A 14,223-nucleotide genomic window follows, 5' to 3' on the forward strand; every position below is an offset into this window, starting at 1 on the left:
CTTTTTTTGCTGTGATTTAGCACCGTGATTGCAATTTGATAGCGCTATCACATTTCTGCATGTTAACCATTGGTAGCGCTATCTTTGTGATCGCGATCGCAGTCATCCAGCGATGTGTTGAATAAAGTTTGCTCATCTTCAAGCGTGTAGCGGGAGTGAAAAGTGCTCAAAAAATGGATATATGATACAACCATCACGCTGCAGGATAGCGTGGAAAACTGGCCGCAGGCGCTGGAGCTGTGCGCGAAGCCGCTTCTGGATTTGCAGGTGATTGAGCCTGAATACGTCACCGCTATCATCCAGCAGCACCACACGTTAGGACCTTATTATGTGCTGGCACCAGGGCTGGCGATGCCGCATGCGCGGCCGGAGGAAGGCGCCAAAGGACTGGGGTTGTCTTTATTAAAACTAAAACAGGGCGTCTCGTTTGGTGCCGGTGAGTTTGACCCTGTCGATGTCATTATTATGCTCGCGGCACCCGACAAAAATAGCCATATTGAGATGATCTCATCGCTGGCTGAATTATTTTCCAGCGATGCCGATATGGCTGAACTGCATCAGGCGAATACCCTGGAGGAAATTAAAACGATTATTGACCGCTTCTGATTTAATTCTTTAATCCGATTATTCACAACATTACGCGCCAGCGTGATGGGGCGTGCTCTACTCAAAATAAGGGGACAACAATGAAAATCATGGCTATTTGCGGCTCCGGCCTGGGCAGCAGTTTTATGGTCGAAATGAATATTAAAAAGGTGCTTAAAAAGCTGGAGATTGAGGCTGAGGTTGAACATTCCGATCTCTCCTCGGCCACGCCGGGCGCGGCCGATCTTTTCGTGATGGCAAAAGACATTGCGGCCAGCGCCAGCGTCCCGGAAAGCCAGCTGGTGGTGATTAACAACATCATCGATATCAACGAACTTGAAGCGCAGCTGCGCGCCTGGTTCGAAAGACTTTAACCCTGATAAGGCGAGGTGGATATGTTTATCCTTGAAACGCTGAATTTCGTTGTTGATATTTTAAAAGTCCCTTCGGTGCTGGTCGGTTTAATTGCGCTAATTGGTCTGGTTGCGCAGAAAAAAGCCTTTTCGGACGTGGTGAAAGGAACGATTAAAACCATTCTCGGCTTTATTGTGCTGGGCGGCGGCGCCACGGTGCTGGTGGGATCGTTAAATCCTTTGGGCGGTATGTTTGAGCACGCCTTTACGATCCAGGGCATTATTCCAAACAATGAAGCGATTGTGTCAATCGCGCTGGAAAAATACGGTGCAGCGACCGCGCTGATTATGGCCTTCGGCATGGTGGCGAATATTATCGTCGCGCGCTTTACTCGCCTGAAGTACATCTTCCTGACCGGTCACCACACGTTTTATATGGCGTGCATGATTGGCGTGATCCTGACGGTCGCGGGCTTTGAGGGTGTGGGTCTGGTGTTTACCGGCTCGCTGATCCTCGGCCTGATCATGGCCTTCTTCCCGGCGATTGCCCAGCGCTACATGAAGCGCATAACCGGCAACGACGAAATTGCCTTCGGCCACTTCGGCACGCTGGGCTACGTACTGTCCGGCTGGATTGGCAGCAAGGTTGGCAAGGGCTCCCGCTCAACGGAAGAGATGAACCTGCCGAAGAACCTGAGCTTCCTGCGCGACAGCTCGATCTCCATCTCCCTGACCATGATGATTATCTACCTCATCCTGGCGGTGAGCGCCGGGCGCGAGTATGTGGAGGCCACCTTCAGCGGCGGCCAGAACTACCTGGTGTATGCCATCATCATGGCGATCACCTTTGCGGCGGGCGTGTTCATCATCCTGCAGGGCGTGCGCCTGATTCTGGCTGAGATCGTTCCGGCCTTTACCGGCTTCTCCGAAAAACTGGTCCCTAACGCGCGTCCTGCTCTGGACTGCCCGGTGGTCTATCCCTATGCGCCAAACGCGGTGCTGATTGGCTTCCTGTTCAGCTTCCTCGGCGGGATTGTGGGGTTGTTGATCTGCGGTCAGTTTAGCTGGGTGCTGATCCTCCCGGGCGTCGTGCCGCACTTCTTCACCGGCGCCACGGCGGGCGTGTTCGGTAACGCCACCGGTGGACGCCGCGGGGCAATGATTGGCGCCTTTGCTAACGGCCTGCTGATCACCTTCCTGCCGGTCCTGCTGCTGCCGGTGCTGGGCGCCATTGGCTTTGCCAACACCACCTTCTCGGACGCCGACTTCGGCGCGGTCGGGATTGTCCTCGGCAATCTGGCGCGCTTCCTGTCGCCGCTTGCCATCACCGGACTGGTTGTGGCGTTGTTCGCGCTGCTGGTGGCGTACAACGTCTTCGCGAAAAACAAACCTGCGGGCGGTAACGCGCAGGAAAACACCGGAGCCAAATCATGAATGAGAAAGAGATAACCGAACTCGCGCGTCAGATCCGTCTTGAGACGCTGAAATCCCTGACGCAGCTGGGCTTTGGGCACTACGGCGGCAGCATGTCGGTGGTTGAAACCCTGGCCGTGCTGTACGGCGCGGTGATGAAAATCGACCCGGCGGATCCGGACTGGCCGGAGCGAGACTATTTTGTCCTGTCTAAAGGTCATGCGGGCCCGGCGCTCTACAGCACGCTGGCAATCAAAGGCTACTTCCCGGTGGAAGAGCTGAGCACCCTGAACCAGAACGGCACTCGCCTGCCAAGCCACCCGGACCGTCTGAAAACGCGCGGCGTGGACGCCACCACCGGTTCGCTGGGGCAGGGGATCTCCATTGCTGGCGGTATGGCGCTCTCGCACAGGCTGGCGGGGCGACCGAATCGGGTCTTCTGCATCGTCGGTGATGGCGAGCTGAACGAGGGGCAGTGCTGGGAGGCGTTCCAGTTTATCGCCCACCATCGCCTCAACAACCTGACGGTGTTCGTGGACTGGAACAAACAGCAGCTCGACGGCGAGCTGGACGAGATCATCAGCGCGTTCGACCTGGAGGGGAAATTCCGCGCCTTTGGCTTTGACGTGGCGACGGTGAAGGGCGACGACATTCCGGGCCTGCTGGCGGTGACGTCGCGGGTTCCGGCTGCTGACGCGCGTCCGTTAGTTGTTATCCTCGACAGCGTCAAAGGGCAGGGGGTACCGTACCTGGAACAGCTCAGCAACTCGCACCACCTGCGGTTGACCGCGGAGAGCAAAGCGGCCCTCAACGAGACGATTCGCCAACTGGAGGCTTCACATGATTAAGGTTGCACCGGCAGGAGAGAAAGACGCAGTTGAGATGCGTAAGGTCTACGCGGGCTTCGTGGCAAAGCAGATTGAGGCAGGAAGCGAGATTATCGCCCTTGAAGCGGATCTGATGAGCTCGATGGCGATGGACGGCGTGGCGCGCGATTATCCGCAGCACGTGATTAACTGCGGCATTATGGAGGCCAACGTCATCGGCACCGCAGCCGGGCTGTCGCTCACCGGGCGTAAGCCATTCGTGCACACCTTCACCGCGTTTGCCAGCCGTCGCTGCTTCGACCAGCTGTTTATGTCCCTGGACTACCAGCGCAACAACGTGAAGGTGATTGCCTCGGACGCGGGCGTGACGGCCTGCCACAACGGCGGCACGCATATGTCGTTTGAGGATATGGGCATCGTGCGCGGTCTGGCGCACTCGGTGGTGCTGGAGGTGACCGACGCGGTGATGTTCGAGGACGTGCTGCGCCAGCTTATCAACCTCGAAGGCTTCTACTGGGTGCGGACCATTCGTAAGCAGGCGCCGAGCGTGTATGCCCCGGGCTCAACCTTCACCATTGGCAAAGGCAACGTGCTGCGCGAAGGAAGCGATATTACCCTGATTGCCAACGGCATCATGGTGGCGGAAGCGCTGGAGGCGGCGCGCCAGCTGGAGCAGGAGGGGGTAAGTGCGGCGGTCATCGACATGTTTACCCTGAAGCCCATCGACCGGATGCTGGTGAAAAACTACGCCGAGAAGACCGGGCGCATCGTCACCTGTGAAAACCACAGCATTCACAACGGCCTGGGGTCGGCGGTGGCGGAAGTGCTGGTGGAAACCTGCCCGGTACCGATGCGGCGAGTGGGCGTCAAGGAGCGCTACGGTCAGGTGGGGACGCAGGATTTCCTGCAGAAGGAGTATGGCCTGACGGCACATGACATTGTATCGGCGGCGAGAGAGCTGCTGTAAATAAAAAAGGCGACCCTTTGTGGTCGCCTTTTTGTTGCCCGGTGGCGCTTACGCTTACCGGGCCTACGGTCCTGTAGGCCGGATAAGCGAAGCGCCATCCGGCAAGACCTTACAATTACTGCTGCTGCGAAGACTGAATCGCGGTCAGAGCGATGGTGTAGACGATATCGTCAACCAGCGCGCCACGGGACAGGTCGTTCACAGGTTTGCGCATCCCTTGCAGCATTGGCCCGATGGAGATCAGGTCTGCAGAACGCTGTACCGCTTTGTAGGTGGTGTTACCGGTGTTCAGATCCGGGAAGATGAACACGGTAGCGCGACCTGCAACCGGAGAGTTCGGCGCTTTGGATTTCGCAACGTCGGCCATAACGGCGGCGTCGTACTGCAGCGGGCCGTCGATCATCAGGTCAGGACGTTTTTCCTGGGCCAGACGTGTCGCTTCACGCACTTTCTCTACGTCGCTACCAGCACCAGAGGTACCGGTGGAGTAGGAGAGCATCGCGACGCGCGGTTCGATACCGAAGGCAATCGCAGAGTCCGCGGACTGGATAGCGATTTCGGCCAGCTGTTCTGCGGTTGGATCCGGGTTGATCGCGCAGTCGCCGTAAACGTAAACCTGTTCAGGCAGCAGCATGAAGAACACGGAAGAAACCAGAGAGCTGCCTGGCGCGGTTTTGATCAGCTGCAGCGGTGGACGGATGGTGTTCGCCGTGGTGTGAACCGCACCGGAAACCAGACCGTCAACTTCGTCCTGCTCCAGCATCAGCGTACCCAGCACCACGTTGTCTTCCAGCTGCTCGCGCGCAACGGCTTCGGTCATGCCCTTGCTCTTACGCAGCTCGACCAGACGGGCAACGTAGCTTTCGCGAACCACTTCAGGGTCAACGATTTCGATGCCAGCGCCCAGCTCAACGCCCTGAGACGCCGCAACGCGGGTGATCTCATCCGGGTTACCCAGCAGTACGCAGGTCGCGATGCCGCGCTCGGCACAGATAGCAGCCGCTTTAACGGTACGTGGTTCGTCGCCTTCTGGCAGAACAACGCGTTTGCCCGCTTTACGCGCCAGCTCGGTCAGCTGGTAACGGAATGCTGGAGGAGACAGACGGCGGCTGCGCTCGGAGGTCGCGGTCAGGGATTCGATCCAGTCTGCGTTGATGTAGCCCGCAACGTATTCCTGAACTTTCTCGATACGCTCGTGGTCATCAACCGGCACTTCCAGGTTGAAGCTCTGCAGGCTCAGGGAGGTCTGCCAGGTGTTGGTGTTCACCATGAAGACCGGCAGGCCGGTAGCGAACGCGCGTTCGCACAGCTTGCTGACGCGTGGGTCCATCTCGTAGGCACCGGTCAGCAGGATCGCACCGATTTCCACGCCGTTCATCGCGGCCAGGCAGGCTGCAACCAGAACGTCAGGACGGTCTGCGGAGGTCACCAGCAGAGAACCAGCGCGGAAGTGTTCCAGCATGTGCGGAATGCTGCGCGCACAGAAGGTCACGGACTTCACGCGGCGGGTGTTGATGTCGCCTTCGTTAACGATGGTAGCGTTCAGGTGACGCGCCATATCGATTGCACGGGTGGCAATCAGATCGAAGCTCCATGGCACCGCGCCCAGTACTGGCAGCGGGCTGGATTCCTGCAGCTTAGCCGGGTCAACTTTGACAACTTTTGCTTTGGAAGAGTCGTCGAAGATCTCGGACAGGTCAGGGCGAGTACGGCCCTGCTCATCCACCGGTGCGTTCAGTTTGTTCACGATTACGCCGGTGATGCTGGTGTTTTTCGCGCCGCCGAAGCTGCTGCGCGTCAGTTCGATACGCTCGTTCAGCTGCTCTGGGGTATCGGTGCCCTGAGACATCACGAAAACGATCTCTGCGTTCAGGGTTTTCGCGATTTCAAAGTTCAGAGACTGGGCAAACTGATGTTTGCGCGTCGGGACCAGGCCTTCAACCAGCACCACTTCCGCGTCTTGCGCGTTAGCATGGTAGTTGGCGATGATCTCTTCCATCAGCACGTCTTTCTGGTTGCTGGACAGCAGAGATTCAACGTGGCTCATCTTCAGCGGTTCAGCCGCTGGCAGATTGGAGTTCTTGCGAACGATAGTGGTGGTCTGGTCTGGCGCATCGCCACCGGCACGTGGCTGGGCGATTGGCTTAAAGACGCTCAGACGAACGCCTTTGCGTTCCATAGCACGGATAACGCCAAGGCTGACGCTGGTCAGGCCGACGCTGGTTCCGGTAGGGATCAGCATAATAGTACGGGACACGGTTTATCCTCTTTCGTTACCGCCGCGATTGGGCGGGTTACAAAACAGCACCGCCAGCATTGCTGGCGGTGTGGAATCAGGCAGTCAGGCGGTGCGCGTCTTGCGCAATGACCAGTTCTTCGTTAGTTGGGATAACGAGAGCAGGGCGAGTGCCTTCTTTGTTGATGAAGCCAGACTTGCCGAAGCGGGCAGCCAGGTTACGCTCGTGATCAACGTCGAAGCCCAGAACGCCCAGTTTGCCCAGGGACAGTTCACGAACCATTGCCGCGTTCTCACCTATACCACCGGTGAAGATAACCGCGTCCAGACGGCCTTCCATCAGCGCAGTGTAAGAGCCGATGTACTTCGCCAGACGGTGGCAGTAAACGTCCATTGCACGTTTAGCGTCTTCTTTCTCTGCGTAGTTGTCTTCAACGTAACGGCAGTCGCTGGTGACTTCGGTCAGACCCAGCAGGCCAGACTCTTTGGTCAGCATTTTGTTGATCTGGTCAACGCTCATGCCCAGGGTGTCGTGCAGGTGGAAGATAATCGCCGGGTCGATGTCACCGGAACGGGTACCCATCACCAGACCTTCCAGCGGGGTCAGACCCATAGAAGTATCAACACATTTACCGTTGCGGATAGCGGAAACAGAACCACCATTGCCCAGGTGGCAGGTGATGATGTTCAGTTCTTCAACCGGCTTGTTCAGGACTTTTGCTGCTTCCTGAGTCACATAGAAGTGGCTGGTGCCGTGCGCGCCGTAACGACGTACGCCGTGTTCTTTGTACAGGCTGTATGGCAGGGCATAGAGGTAAGACTCTTCCGGCATGGTCTGATGGAACGCGGTGTCGAATACGGCCACGTTTTTGTCTTTCAGATTCGGGAAGGATTTCAGCGCTTCAGCGATACCGATCAGGTGAGCCGGGTTGTGCAGCGGTGCGAAGGACGCAGAGTCCTTGATGCCCTGGATCACAGATTCGTCGATAACGACGGAGCTGGTGTATTTTTCGCCGCCGTGGACGATACGGTGACCAATCGCAGTCAGCTGAGCAGACAGTTCTGGTTTTTGTGCCAGAATAGTGTTAACGATAAAGTTCAGCGCTTCACTGTGAGCGGCGCCTGCACCTAAAGCCGCTTCTTGTTTGCTGCCGTCCATCTTCCACTTGATACGTGCTTCAGGCAGATGGAAACATTCGGCCAAACCAGAGAGGTATTCGTCACCGTTGAGCGCATCGATGATGGCGAATTTCAGTGAGGAGCTACCGCAGTTCAGAACCAGTACTAACTTACTCGACATGGAAGTACCTATTATTGATACGTGGCTAAAAAAACGTCAGTGAGTCTAACAGCGTAACGCATGATGACTCAGACATTTATGATTAACATCATGCCAAACGAACATTGTGGCATGATGGAAGAAATAACTATGATTTTATGCCATTTTGCACAATTTTCAGCCAATGGCATAATATGCAATAATTTGACGAGTTAATGATTCTCGTCTATGGCCCTATCAGGCTGGCACAGGATACCCGATACGGGGTAGAGATGACAAAATATTTTGAACGTTGTCATAGCTTGTTGTGGTTTTGCACGAAAATTTTAATTTTTATATGTGAAGTTGAGGTACAGCCATGTCGACACCAGAAAACCCGTCCGTAAATTTCTTTAGTCTGTTTCGTCGGGGACAGCATTACGCAAAGACGTGGCCGATGGAAAAGCGCCTTGCGCCGATGTTCATTGAGAATCGCACCATCCGCGCCACGCGCTATGCGATTCGCTTTATGCCGCCTGTCGCTGTCTTTACGCTGTGCTGGCAGATTGCGTTGGGCGGGCAGCTGGGTCCTGCGGTCGCGACGGCGCTCTTCGCGTTAAGCCTGCCAATGCAGGGCCTGTGGTGGTTAGGTAAACGGTCCATCACCCCACTTCCCCCTTCTATTTTACACTGGTTTTATGAAGTGCGCGGAAAACTGGAGGAGGCCGGGCAGGCGCTCGCCCCGGTTGAAGGCAAGCCCGATTACCAGGCGCTGGCGGACACGTTAAAGCGTGCTTTTAAGCAACTGGATAAAACATTCCTCGATGACTTGTGATTGATCATCGAAACGACGACGAAAAGAAGGCACAGTAACAATCAGTTACCGTGTCTTTTTTTTAAAGTGCAATGCGCTACAGGAGTCGAAAGATGGAAATGACCCATGCTCAACGTCTGATTTTGTCTAACCAGTACAAGATGATGACTATGCTTGATCCCGATAACGCTGCGCGCTACAGCCGCCTGCAAACCATCGTCGAACGCGGTTTTGGTTTGCAAATGCGCGAACTGGACCGCGAGTTTGGCGAGCTGAAAGAAGAAACCTGTCGCATCGTGATCGACATTATGGAGATGTATCACGCCTTGCACGTGTCCTGGACGAATCTCAAAGATCAACAGTCCATTGACGAGCGCCGCGTGACCTTCTTAGGCTTTGATGCCGCAACGGAAGCGCGTTATCTGAGCTATGTTCGCTTTATGGTGAATACAGAAGGGCGCTATACCCACTTTGACGCGGGCACCCACGGCTTCAACGCGCAGACCCCAATGTGGGAGAAATATCAGCGTATGCTAAGCGCGTGGCACGCCTGTCCGCGTCAGTACCATTTAAGCAGCAACGAAATTCAACAAATCATTAATGCCTGACGGAGGTGCGTGTGCAGTGTAGAGGTTTTCTGTTTGATCTGGACGGTACGCTGGTGGATTCGCTGCCGGTTGTGGAGCGTTCATGGTGCCATTGGGCTGACCGACATGGCATCGACCATCAGGACGTGCTGAATTTTATCCATGGCAAACAGGCCATCACCTCGCTACGGCACTTCCTGGCCGGACGCTCTGAGGACGAAATTCAGGCGGAGTTCAAATACCTGGAACACATTGAAGCCACGGATACAGACGGCATCACCGCCTTACCGGGCGCGCGCGAGCTGCTTGAGCATCTGAACGAAGCGCAGATCCCGTGGGCGATCGTCACCTCAGGCTCCATTCCCGTCGCCCACGCCCGTCATAAGGCGGCAGGTTTACCGAAGCCGGAAGTGTTTATCACTGCGGAGCGCGTAAAGCGCGGTAAACCGGAGCCCGACGCGTTTTTACTGGGCGCTGAACTGCTGGGCCTCGCCCCCGCAGAGTGCGTGGTGGTGGAAGATGCGGCCGCTGGTGTACTGGCCGGGCTGAACGCCGGAAGCCACGTTATCGCCGTTAACGTTCCGGCGGGATCCCCCCGGCTGGAGGAGGCAGACTTTGTGCTGGATTCACTGACGGCACTGGCTGTATCTAAAGCCTCTGACGGAGTTGTAACCGTCTCGCTAAAAATGTAATCACATGATATAGCCCCACATTGCTGGGGCTTTTTTATGGCACAATTTCTCCTCTCCCACTGACAAGGACATGTTGTGAACGGTGAACTGATTTGGGTACTGAGCCTGCTTTTAATCGCCATCCTTCTTTTTGCAACGGGCAAGGTACGCATGGACGCCGTCGCCTTGTTTGTCATCGTCGCGTTTGTGCTGAGCGGTACGCTTACGCTGCCGGAAGCCTTCTCCGGATTTAGCGATCCCAACGTGATCCTGATTGCCGCCCTGTTTATTATCGGTGATGGGCTGGTGCGTACCGGTGTGGCAACCATCATGGGATCGTGGCTGGTGAAGGTGGCGGGCAGCAGCGAAACCAAAATGCTGATCTACCTGATGGTGACCGTCGCCGGGCTGGGGGCGTTTATGAGCTCAACGGGCGTGGTCGCCATCTTTATTCCGGTGGTGCTGAGCGTCTCCATGCGGATGCAGATCTCGCCGTCGCGCCTGATGATGCCCCTGAGTTTTGCCGGTTTGATCAGCGGAATGATGACGCTGGTGGCAACGCCACCGAACCTGGTCGTCAACAGCGAGCTGATCCGGGAAGGATTCCAGGGCTTCAGTTTTTTCAGCGTCACTCCGCTTGGGCTGGTCATTCTGGTGCTGGGTGTAGTCTACATGCTGCTGACCCGGTTTGCCCTGAAAGGTGAAAAACAGGATAAGAATAAAGAAGGATGGAAGCGACGCACCTTCCGCGATCTGATTAAAGAGTACCGTCTCACCGGGCGCGCGCGCCGTCTGGCTATTCGCCCCGGCTCGCCGATGGTGGGACAGCGCCTTGACGACCTGAAGCTGCGTGAGCGCTATGGCGCAAACGTGATCGGCGTTGAGCGCTGGCGTCGTTTTCGCCGGGTGATCGTCAACGTCAACGGGGTGTCGGAATTCCGCGCGCGGGACGTCCTGCTAATTGATATGTCCACCGCGGACGTGGATCTGCGCGAGTTTTGCAGCGAACAGCTGCTGGAACCGATGGTGCTGCGCGGGGAGTACTTCTCCGATCAGGCGCTGGATGTCGGCATGGCCGAAGTATCGCTGATCCCGGAATCGGAACTGTTGGGTAAAACCGTGCGGGAAATGGGGTTCCGAACCCGCTATGGCCTGAATGTCGTGGGGCTGAAGCGCGATGGCGTGGCGATGGAAGGGGCGGTGGTGGATGAGCCGATCCTGCTGGGCGATATCTTCCTGGTTGTCGGTAACTGGAAGCTGATTAGCCAGCTCGGGCAAAAAGGACGTGATTTTGTGGTGCTCAACATGCCTGTCGAGGAGAGCGATGCCTCCCCGGCGCACAGCCAGGCGCCCCACGCGATTTTTTGTCTGGTGCTGATGGTGGCGCTGATGCTGACCGATGAAATCCCCAATCCGGTCGCGGCAATCATCGCCTGCCTGTTGATGGGCAAATTCCGCTGCATTGACGCCGAAAGCGCGTATAAAGCCATTCACTGGCCGAGCATTATTCTCATCGTCGGGATGATGCCCTTCGCCCTGGCGCTGCAAAAAACCGGCGGGGTGGATCTGATCGTTAAAGGCTTAATGGACGTTGGCGGCGGGTATGGGCCGTACATGATGCTGGTCTGTCTGTTTATTATGTGCGCCACCATCGGTCTGTTTATCTCCAATACCGCGACGGCGGTACTGATGGCGCCGATTGCGCTGGCGATGGCCAAATCCATGGGCGTGTCACCGTATCCCTTTGCGATGATGGTCGCAATGGCGGCCTCTGCGGCGTTTATGACGCCAGTGTCTTCACCGGTGAATACGCTGGTGCTGGGGCCCGGGAATTACAGGTTCAGTGATTTCGTGAAGCTGGGCGTGCCGTTCACCGTGCTGGTGATGCTGGTATGCGTGGTGTTGATACCGGTCCTGTTCCCGTTCTGAGCATTTTGCCGGGGGGCGGTTGCGCCTTACCCGGCCTACAAACTAAAAATTACAACGGTGAATCCTGGCTAATCTCATCCAGCGAAAGATGGAAGCTCGGCACAAACACCTGCATAAAGTAATCCATCTCTTCGCTGCGGCGGGATTCCAGCGTTTTTTCCAGACGCGTTTTCGCCAGTAAAAATTCGTTATTCCCCGCGGACAGCTCTTCCAGACACTTCAGGTAGGCGCAGAGCGCGTCGGCCTGTTTGACCAGCGACTTTTCATCTTCCGTGTACTGATGCTCATCGATGAGCGGCTCAAAGATGTCGCGCAACTCGTCCGGCACCATGTCAATCAGCTTCTGCTGGGCAATCTTCTCGATGGCCTTATATTCCTGCGCGATCTGCGAGTTGAAATATTTCACCGGCGTAGGCAGGTCGCCGGTCAGCACTTCTGACGCATCGTGGTACATCGCCAGCAGGGCAATGCGCTCTGGATTGACCTGACCGTTGAATTTGCGGTTTTTAATGGCGGCCAGCGCGTGAGCGACCATCGCAACCTGCAGACTGTGCTCTGAGACATTTTCCGTGCGGACATTGCGCATCAGCGGCCAGCGGTTGATGAGTTTCAGGCGGGAGAGGTGGGCAAAGAAATGACTCTGACTCATAGGTTACCTTTTGTCTTCACTGCGACAGGCGTTCATTGTGCGGGGAGGGGAGGGAAGATGCAAATCTGAAGGTGTTGTAGGCCGGGTAAGCGCAGCGCCACCCGGCAGAAAGCCAGCGTTACTGATGATAACCGGACAGGAATCGCCCGAAGCGGCTGATGGCCATTTCGAGGTCATCTTCGCGCGGCAGCGTCACGATACGCACGTGATCCGGCCACGGCCAGTTAAACGCCGTACCCTGAACCAGCAGCACTTTTTCCTGCAGCAGGAAATCGAGCACCATTTTCTGGTCGTCATGAATATTGAAGCGCTTCGCGTCAATTTTCGGGAACATATAGAGCGCGCCATTTGGCTTCACGCAGGAGACGCCCGGAATATCGTTGATCAGCTCCCACGCGCGGTTGCGCTGTTCGTACAGGCGACCACCGGGAACGATGAACTCGCTAATGCTCTGATAGCCACCGAGCGCCGTCTGGATCGCGTGCTGCGCCGGAACGTTGGCACATAAACGCATGGAGGCCAGCATCTCCAGCCCTTCAATATAGCCTTTGGCGTGCTTTTTCGGACCGTTCAGTACCATCCAGCCCTGGCGGAAACCGGCCACGCGGTAGGTTTTAGACAGGCCGTTAAAGGTGACGGTCAGCAGATCCGGGGCCAGCGCAGCGATTGAGTGGTGCTGTGCCGCGTCGTACAGGATCTTGTCGTAGATTTCGTCGGCAAAGATGATCAGGTTGTGCTGGCGGGCGAGCTCGACGATCTCCATCAGCAGCTCTTTTGAGTACACCGCGCCCGTTGGGTTGTTCGGGTTGATGATCACGATGCCGCGCGTGCGGGGCGTAATTTTTGCGCGAATATCATCGAGGTCCGGGAACCAGTCAGAGGACTCGTCGCACAGATAGTGCACTGCTTTACCGCTGGACAGTGATACGGCAGCCGTCCACAGCGGATAATCCGGCGCGGGTACCAGCATTTCATCCCCGCTGTTCAGCAGCGCCTGCATCGCCTGCACAATCAGTTCGGAGACGCCGTTGCCGATATAAATATCTTCAACGGTAACATCACGCATACCGCGTGCCTGGTAGTGCTGCATGATGGCTTTACGTGCGGAGTAAAGTCCTTTTGAATCACAATAGCCTTGTGCAGTAGGAAGGTTGCGGATCACATCAACCAGAATTTCATCCGGCGCTTCAAAACCAAATGGCGCAGGGTTACCAATGTTGAGTTTCAGAACCTTGTTGCCTTCTTCTTCAAGGCGTTTTGCCTCTTTCAGAACCGGGCCGCGGATGTCATAACAGACGTTATCTAGCTTGCTGGATTTTTCGATAGGGGACATGAACCTTTAACCTTTTCGCTATTATTGCCACTCCCTGCCGTGGAAGTCAGCACGGAATAATGTACTCCCCCCTCGCTTCGTTTTGAAGGGTGTGCAGTAGAAGATTTTGTGCCGGGAGCAAAATGTTGATAAATCTTTTTCGCTGTGTGCGTGCTTTTATGCTGGCGTAAAGTTGTGCTCACAGCGTCTCGTTAGGTTAAATGTGCTATTCATTTGTCAAAATTGTGTATATTGTGCTGGTAAAAATAAGTGGTAAGCAGGACAAAGGTGGCAATCACCCTGAGTGACATTTCGTTAAACCTGAATGCTTGATACATGTTCTGGTAATAGCATGCTGTGGCTAAAAGTTACTCATGTGAAATTAATGTTAAGTGCCATTAATGAATGGTCTTAATCTAAATTAAAATTTATTTATTATTAACCTAAAAAATGCAACTTTAGTTAATTCTAATAAAATTAGTTTAGAAGCTTAACATTCTTCTTTAATCCTCAATATTGCAATAAGACTTATAAATAAAGTGGATTTGGGTTAAGATGTCTTTCAGGAAAGCAGAGGTCAGAAGCATGCTTTTTGTATATCTGACGCTGTTTTTCCGAATTA

General features: G+C 55.4%; 13 protein-coding genes. 9 read left to right on the plus strand and 4 right to left on the minus strand.

From position 1 onward, the window contains the following. The first annotated feature begins 162 nt into the window (after window positions 1-162). The 5 genes from NQ230_RS07310 to NQ230_RS07330 all read left to right on the plus strand — a co-directional run bounded on the left by NQ230_RS07310 (window position 163) and on the right by NQ230_RS07330 (window position 4,145). Window positions 163-606, plus strand: coding sequence for a PTS sugar transporter subunit IIA (locus NQ230_RS07310; RefSeq protein WP_023336414.1), 444 nt, complete (start codon window positions 163-165; stop codon window positions 604-606). An 80-nt stretch (window positions 607-686) separates the two neighbouring features. Next, the gene (locus tag NQ230_RS07315) at window positions 687-959 is read left to right on the plus strand and encodes a PTS sugar transporter subunit IIB (RefSeq protein ID WP_121425262.1); all 273 of its coding nucleotides are present in this window, start codon (window positions 687-689) and stop codon (window positions 957-959) included. A gap of 21 nt (window positions 960-980) precedes the next feature. Continuing rightward, complete coding sequence (locus tag NQ230_RS07320) at window positions 981-2,372, plus strand: PTS ascorbate transporter subunit IIC (RefSeq protein ID WP_032659183.1); 1,392 nt, start codon at window positions 981-983, stop codon at window positions 2,370-2,372. Continuing rightward, window positions 2,369-3,199, plus strand: a complete 831-nt coding sequence (locus NQ230_RS07325; protein ID WP_213820409.1) for a transketolase — start codon at window positions 2,369-2,371, stop codon at window positions 3,197-3,199. The genes NQ230_RS07320 and NQ230_RS07325 overlap by 4 nt, the downstream gene beginning before the upstream one ends. After that, a complete protein-coding gene (locus NQ230_RS07330) occupies window positions 3,192-4,145 on the plus strand; it encodes a transketolase family protein (protein ID WP_257260613.1) in 954 nt (317 codons plus the stop codon). Before NQ230_RS07325 ends, NQ230_RS07330 begins: the two co-directional genes overlap by 8 nt. A gap of 115 nt (window positions 4,146-4,260) precedes the next feature. Here the strand turns inward: NQ230_RS07330 and pta are convergent, their stop codons facing one another. Both pta and ackA read right to left on the minus strand, forming a co-directional pair. After that, window positions 4,261-6,402: a phosphate acetyltransferase gene (pta, locus tag NQ230_RS07335; RefSeq protein ID WP_121931907.1), complete on the minus strand. Its 2,142-nt coding sequence runs from the start codon at window positions 6,400-6,402 to the stop codon at window positions 4,261-4,263. Window positions 6,403-6,478: 76 nt separating this feature from the next. Continuing rightward, on the minus strand, window positions 6,479-7,681 hold the full coding sequence (gene ackA, locus NQ230_RS07340) for an acetate kinase (RefSeq protein WP_023312544.1): 1,203 nt from the start codon (window positions 7,679-7,681) through the stop codon (window positions 6,479-6,481). Window positions 7,682-8,018: 337 nt separating this feature from the next. On the opposite strand from ackA, the gene yfbV reads away from it, so the two are divergent. From yfbV to NQ230_RS07360, 4 genes are all read left to right on the plus strand, one after another. Next, window positions 8,019-8,474: a terminus macrodomain insulation protein YfbV gene (gene yfbV, locus NQ230_RS07345; protein WP_023312543.1), complete on the plus strand. Its 456-nt coding sequence runs from the start codon at window positions 8,019-8,021 to the stop codon at window positions 8,472-8,474. A 92-nt stretch (window positions 8,475-8,566) separates the two neighbouring features. Beyond that, window positions 8,567-9,061 (plus strand): YfbU family protein, encoded by a 495-nt coding sequence (locus tag NQ230_RS07350; RefSeq protein WP_023312542.1) that lies wholly within the window; start codon window positions 8,567-8,569, stop codon window positions 9,059-9,061. Between the two features lie 11 nt (window positions 9,062-9,072). Continuing rightward, a complete protein-coding gene (locus NQ230_RS07355; RefSeq protein WP_045402709.1) occupies window positions 9,073-9,732 on the plus strand; it encodes a sugar phosphatase in 660 nt (219 codons plus the stop codon). Window positions 9,733-9,807: 75 nt separating this feature from the next. Further along, entirely contained in the window at window positions 9,808-11,640 is a 1,833-nt protein-coding gene (locus NQ230_RS07360) for an SLC13 family permease (RefSeq protein WP_063145417.1), read from the plus strand. A 49-nt stretch (window positions 11,641-11,689) separates the two neighbouring features. On the opposite strand, the gene yfbR is transcribed toward NQ230_RS07360, so the two are convergent. Next, window positions 11,690-12,289 carry a 5'-deoxynucleotidase gene (gene yfbR, locus NQ230_RS07365; protein WP_023312539.1) on the minus strand — a complete coding sequence of 200 codons (600 nt, stop codon included), beginning with the start codon at window positions 12,287-12,289 and terminating at the stop codon, window positions 11,690-11,692. 118 nt (window positions 12,290-12,407) lie between these two features. After that, window positions 12,408-13,622, minus strand: coding sequence for an alanine transaminase AlaA (gene alaA / locus NQ230_RS07370; protein WP_008500204.1), 1,215 nt, complete (start codon window positions 13,620-13,622; stop codon window positions 12,408-12,410). Window positions 13,623-14,223: the final 601 nt, after the last annotated feature.

The organism is Enterobacter asburiae (genome assembly GCF_024599655.1).
GTDB lineage: Bacteria > Pseudomonadota > Gammaproteobacteria > Enterobacterales > Enterobacteriaceae > Enterobacter > Enterobacter asburiae_D.

Coding starts and splice junctions, on each gene's coding strand:
- NQ230_RS07315 (WP_121425262.1), top strand. CDS start 687: ATGAAAATCATGGCTATTTGCGGCTCCGGCCTGGGCAGCAGTTTTATG.
- NQ230_RS07320 (WP_032659183.1), top strand. CDS start 981: ATGTTTATCCTTGAAACGCTGAATTTCGTTGTTGATATTTTAAAAGTC.
- NQ230_RS07325 (WP_213820409.1), top strand. CDS start 2,369: ATGAATGAGAAAGAGATAACCGAACTCGCGCGTCAGATCCGTCTTGAG.
- NQ230_RS07330 (WP_257260613.1), top strand. CDS start 3,192: ATGATTAAGGTTGCACCGGCAGGAGAGAAAGACGCAGTTGAGATGCGT.
- ackA (WP_023312544.1), bottom strand. CDS start 7,681: ATGTCGAGTAAGTTAGTACTGGTTCTGAACTGCGGTAGCTCCTCACTG.
- yfbV (WP_023312543.1), top strand. CDS start 8,019: ATGTCGACACCAGAAAACCCGTCCGTAAATTTCTTTAGTCTGTTTCGT.
- NQ230_RS07350 (WP_023312542.1), top strand. CDS start 8,567: ATGGAAATGACCCATGCTCAACGTCTGATTTTGTCTAACCAGTACAAG.
- yfbR (WP_023312539.1), bottom strand. CDS start 12,289: ATGAGTCAGAGTCATTTCTTTGCCCACCTCTCCCGCCTGAAACTCATC.
- alaA (WP_008500204.1), bottom strand. CDS start 13,622: ATGTCCCCTATCGAAAAATCCAGCAAGCTAGATAACGTCTGTTATGAC.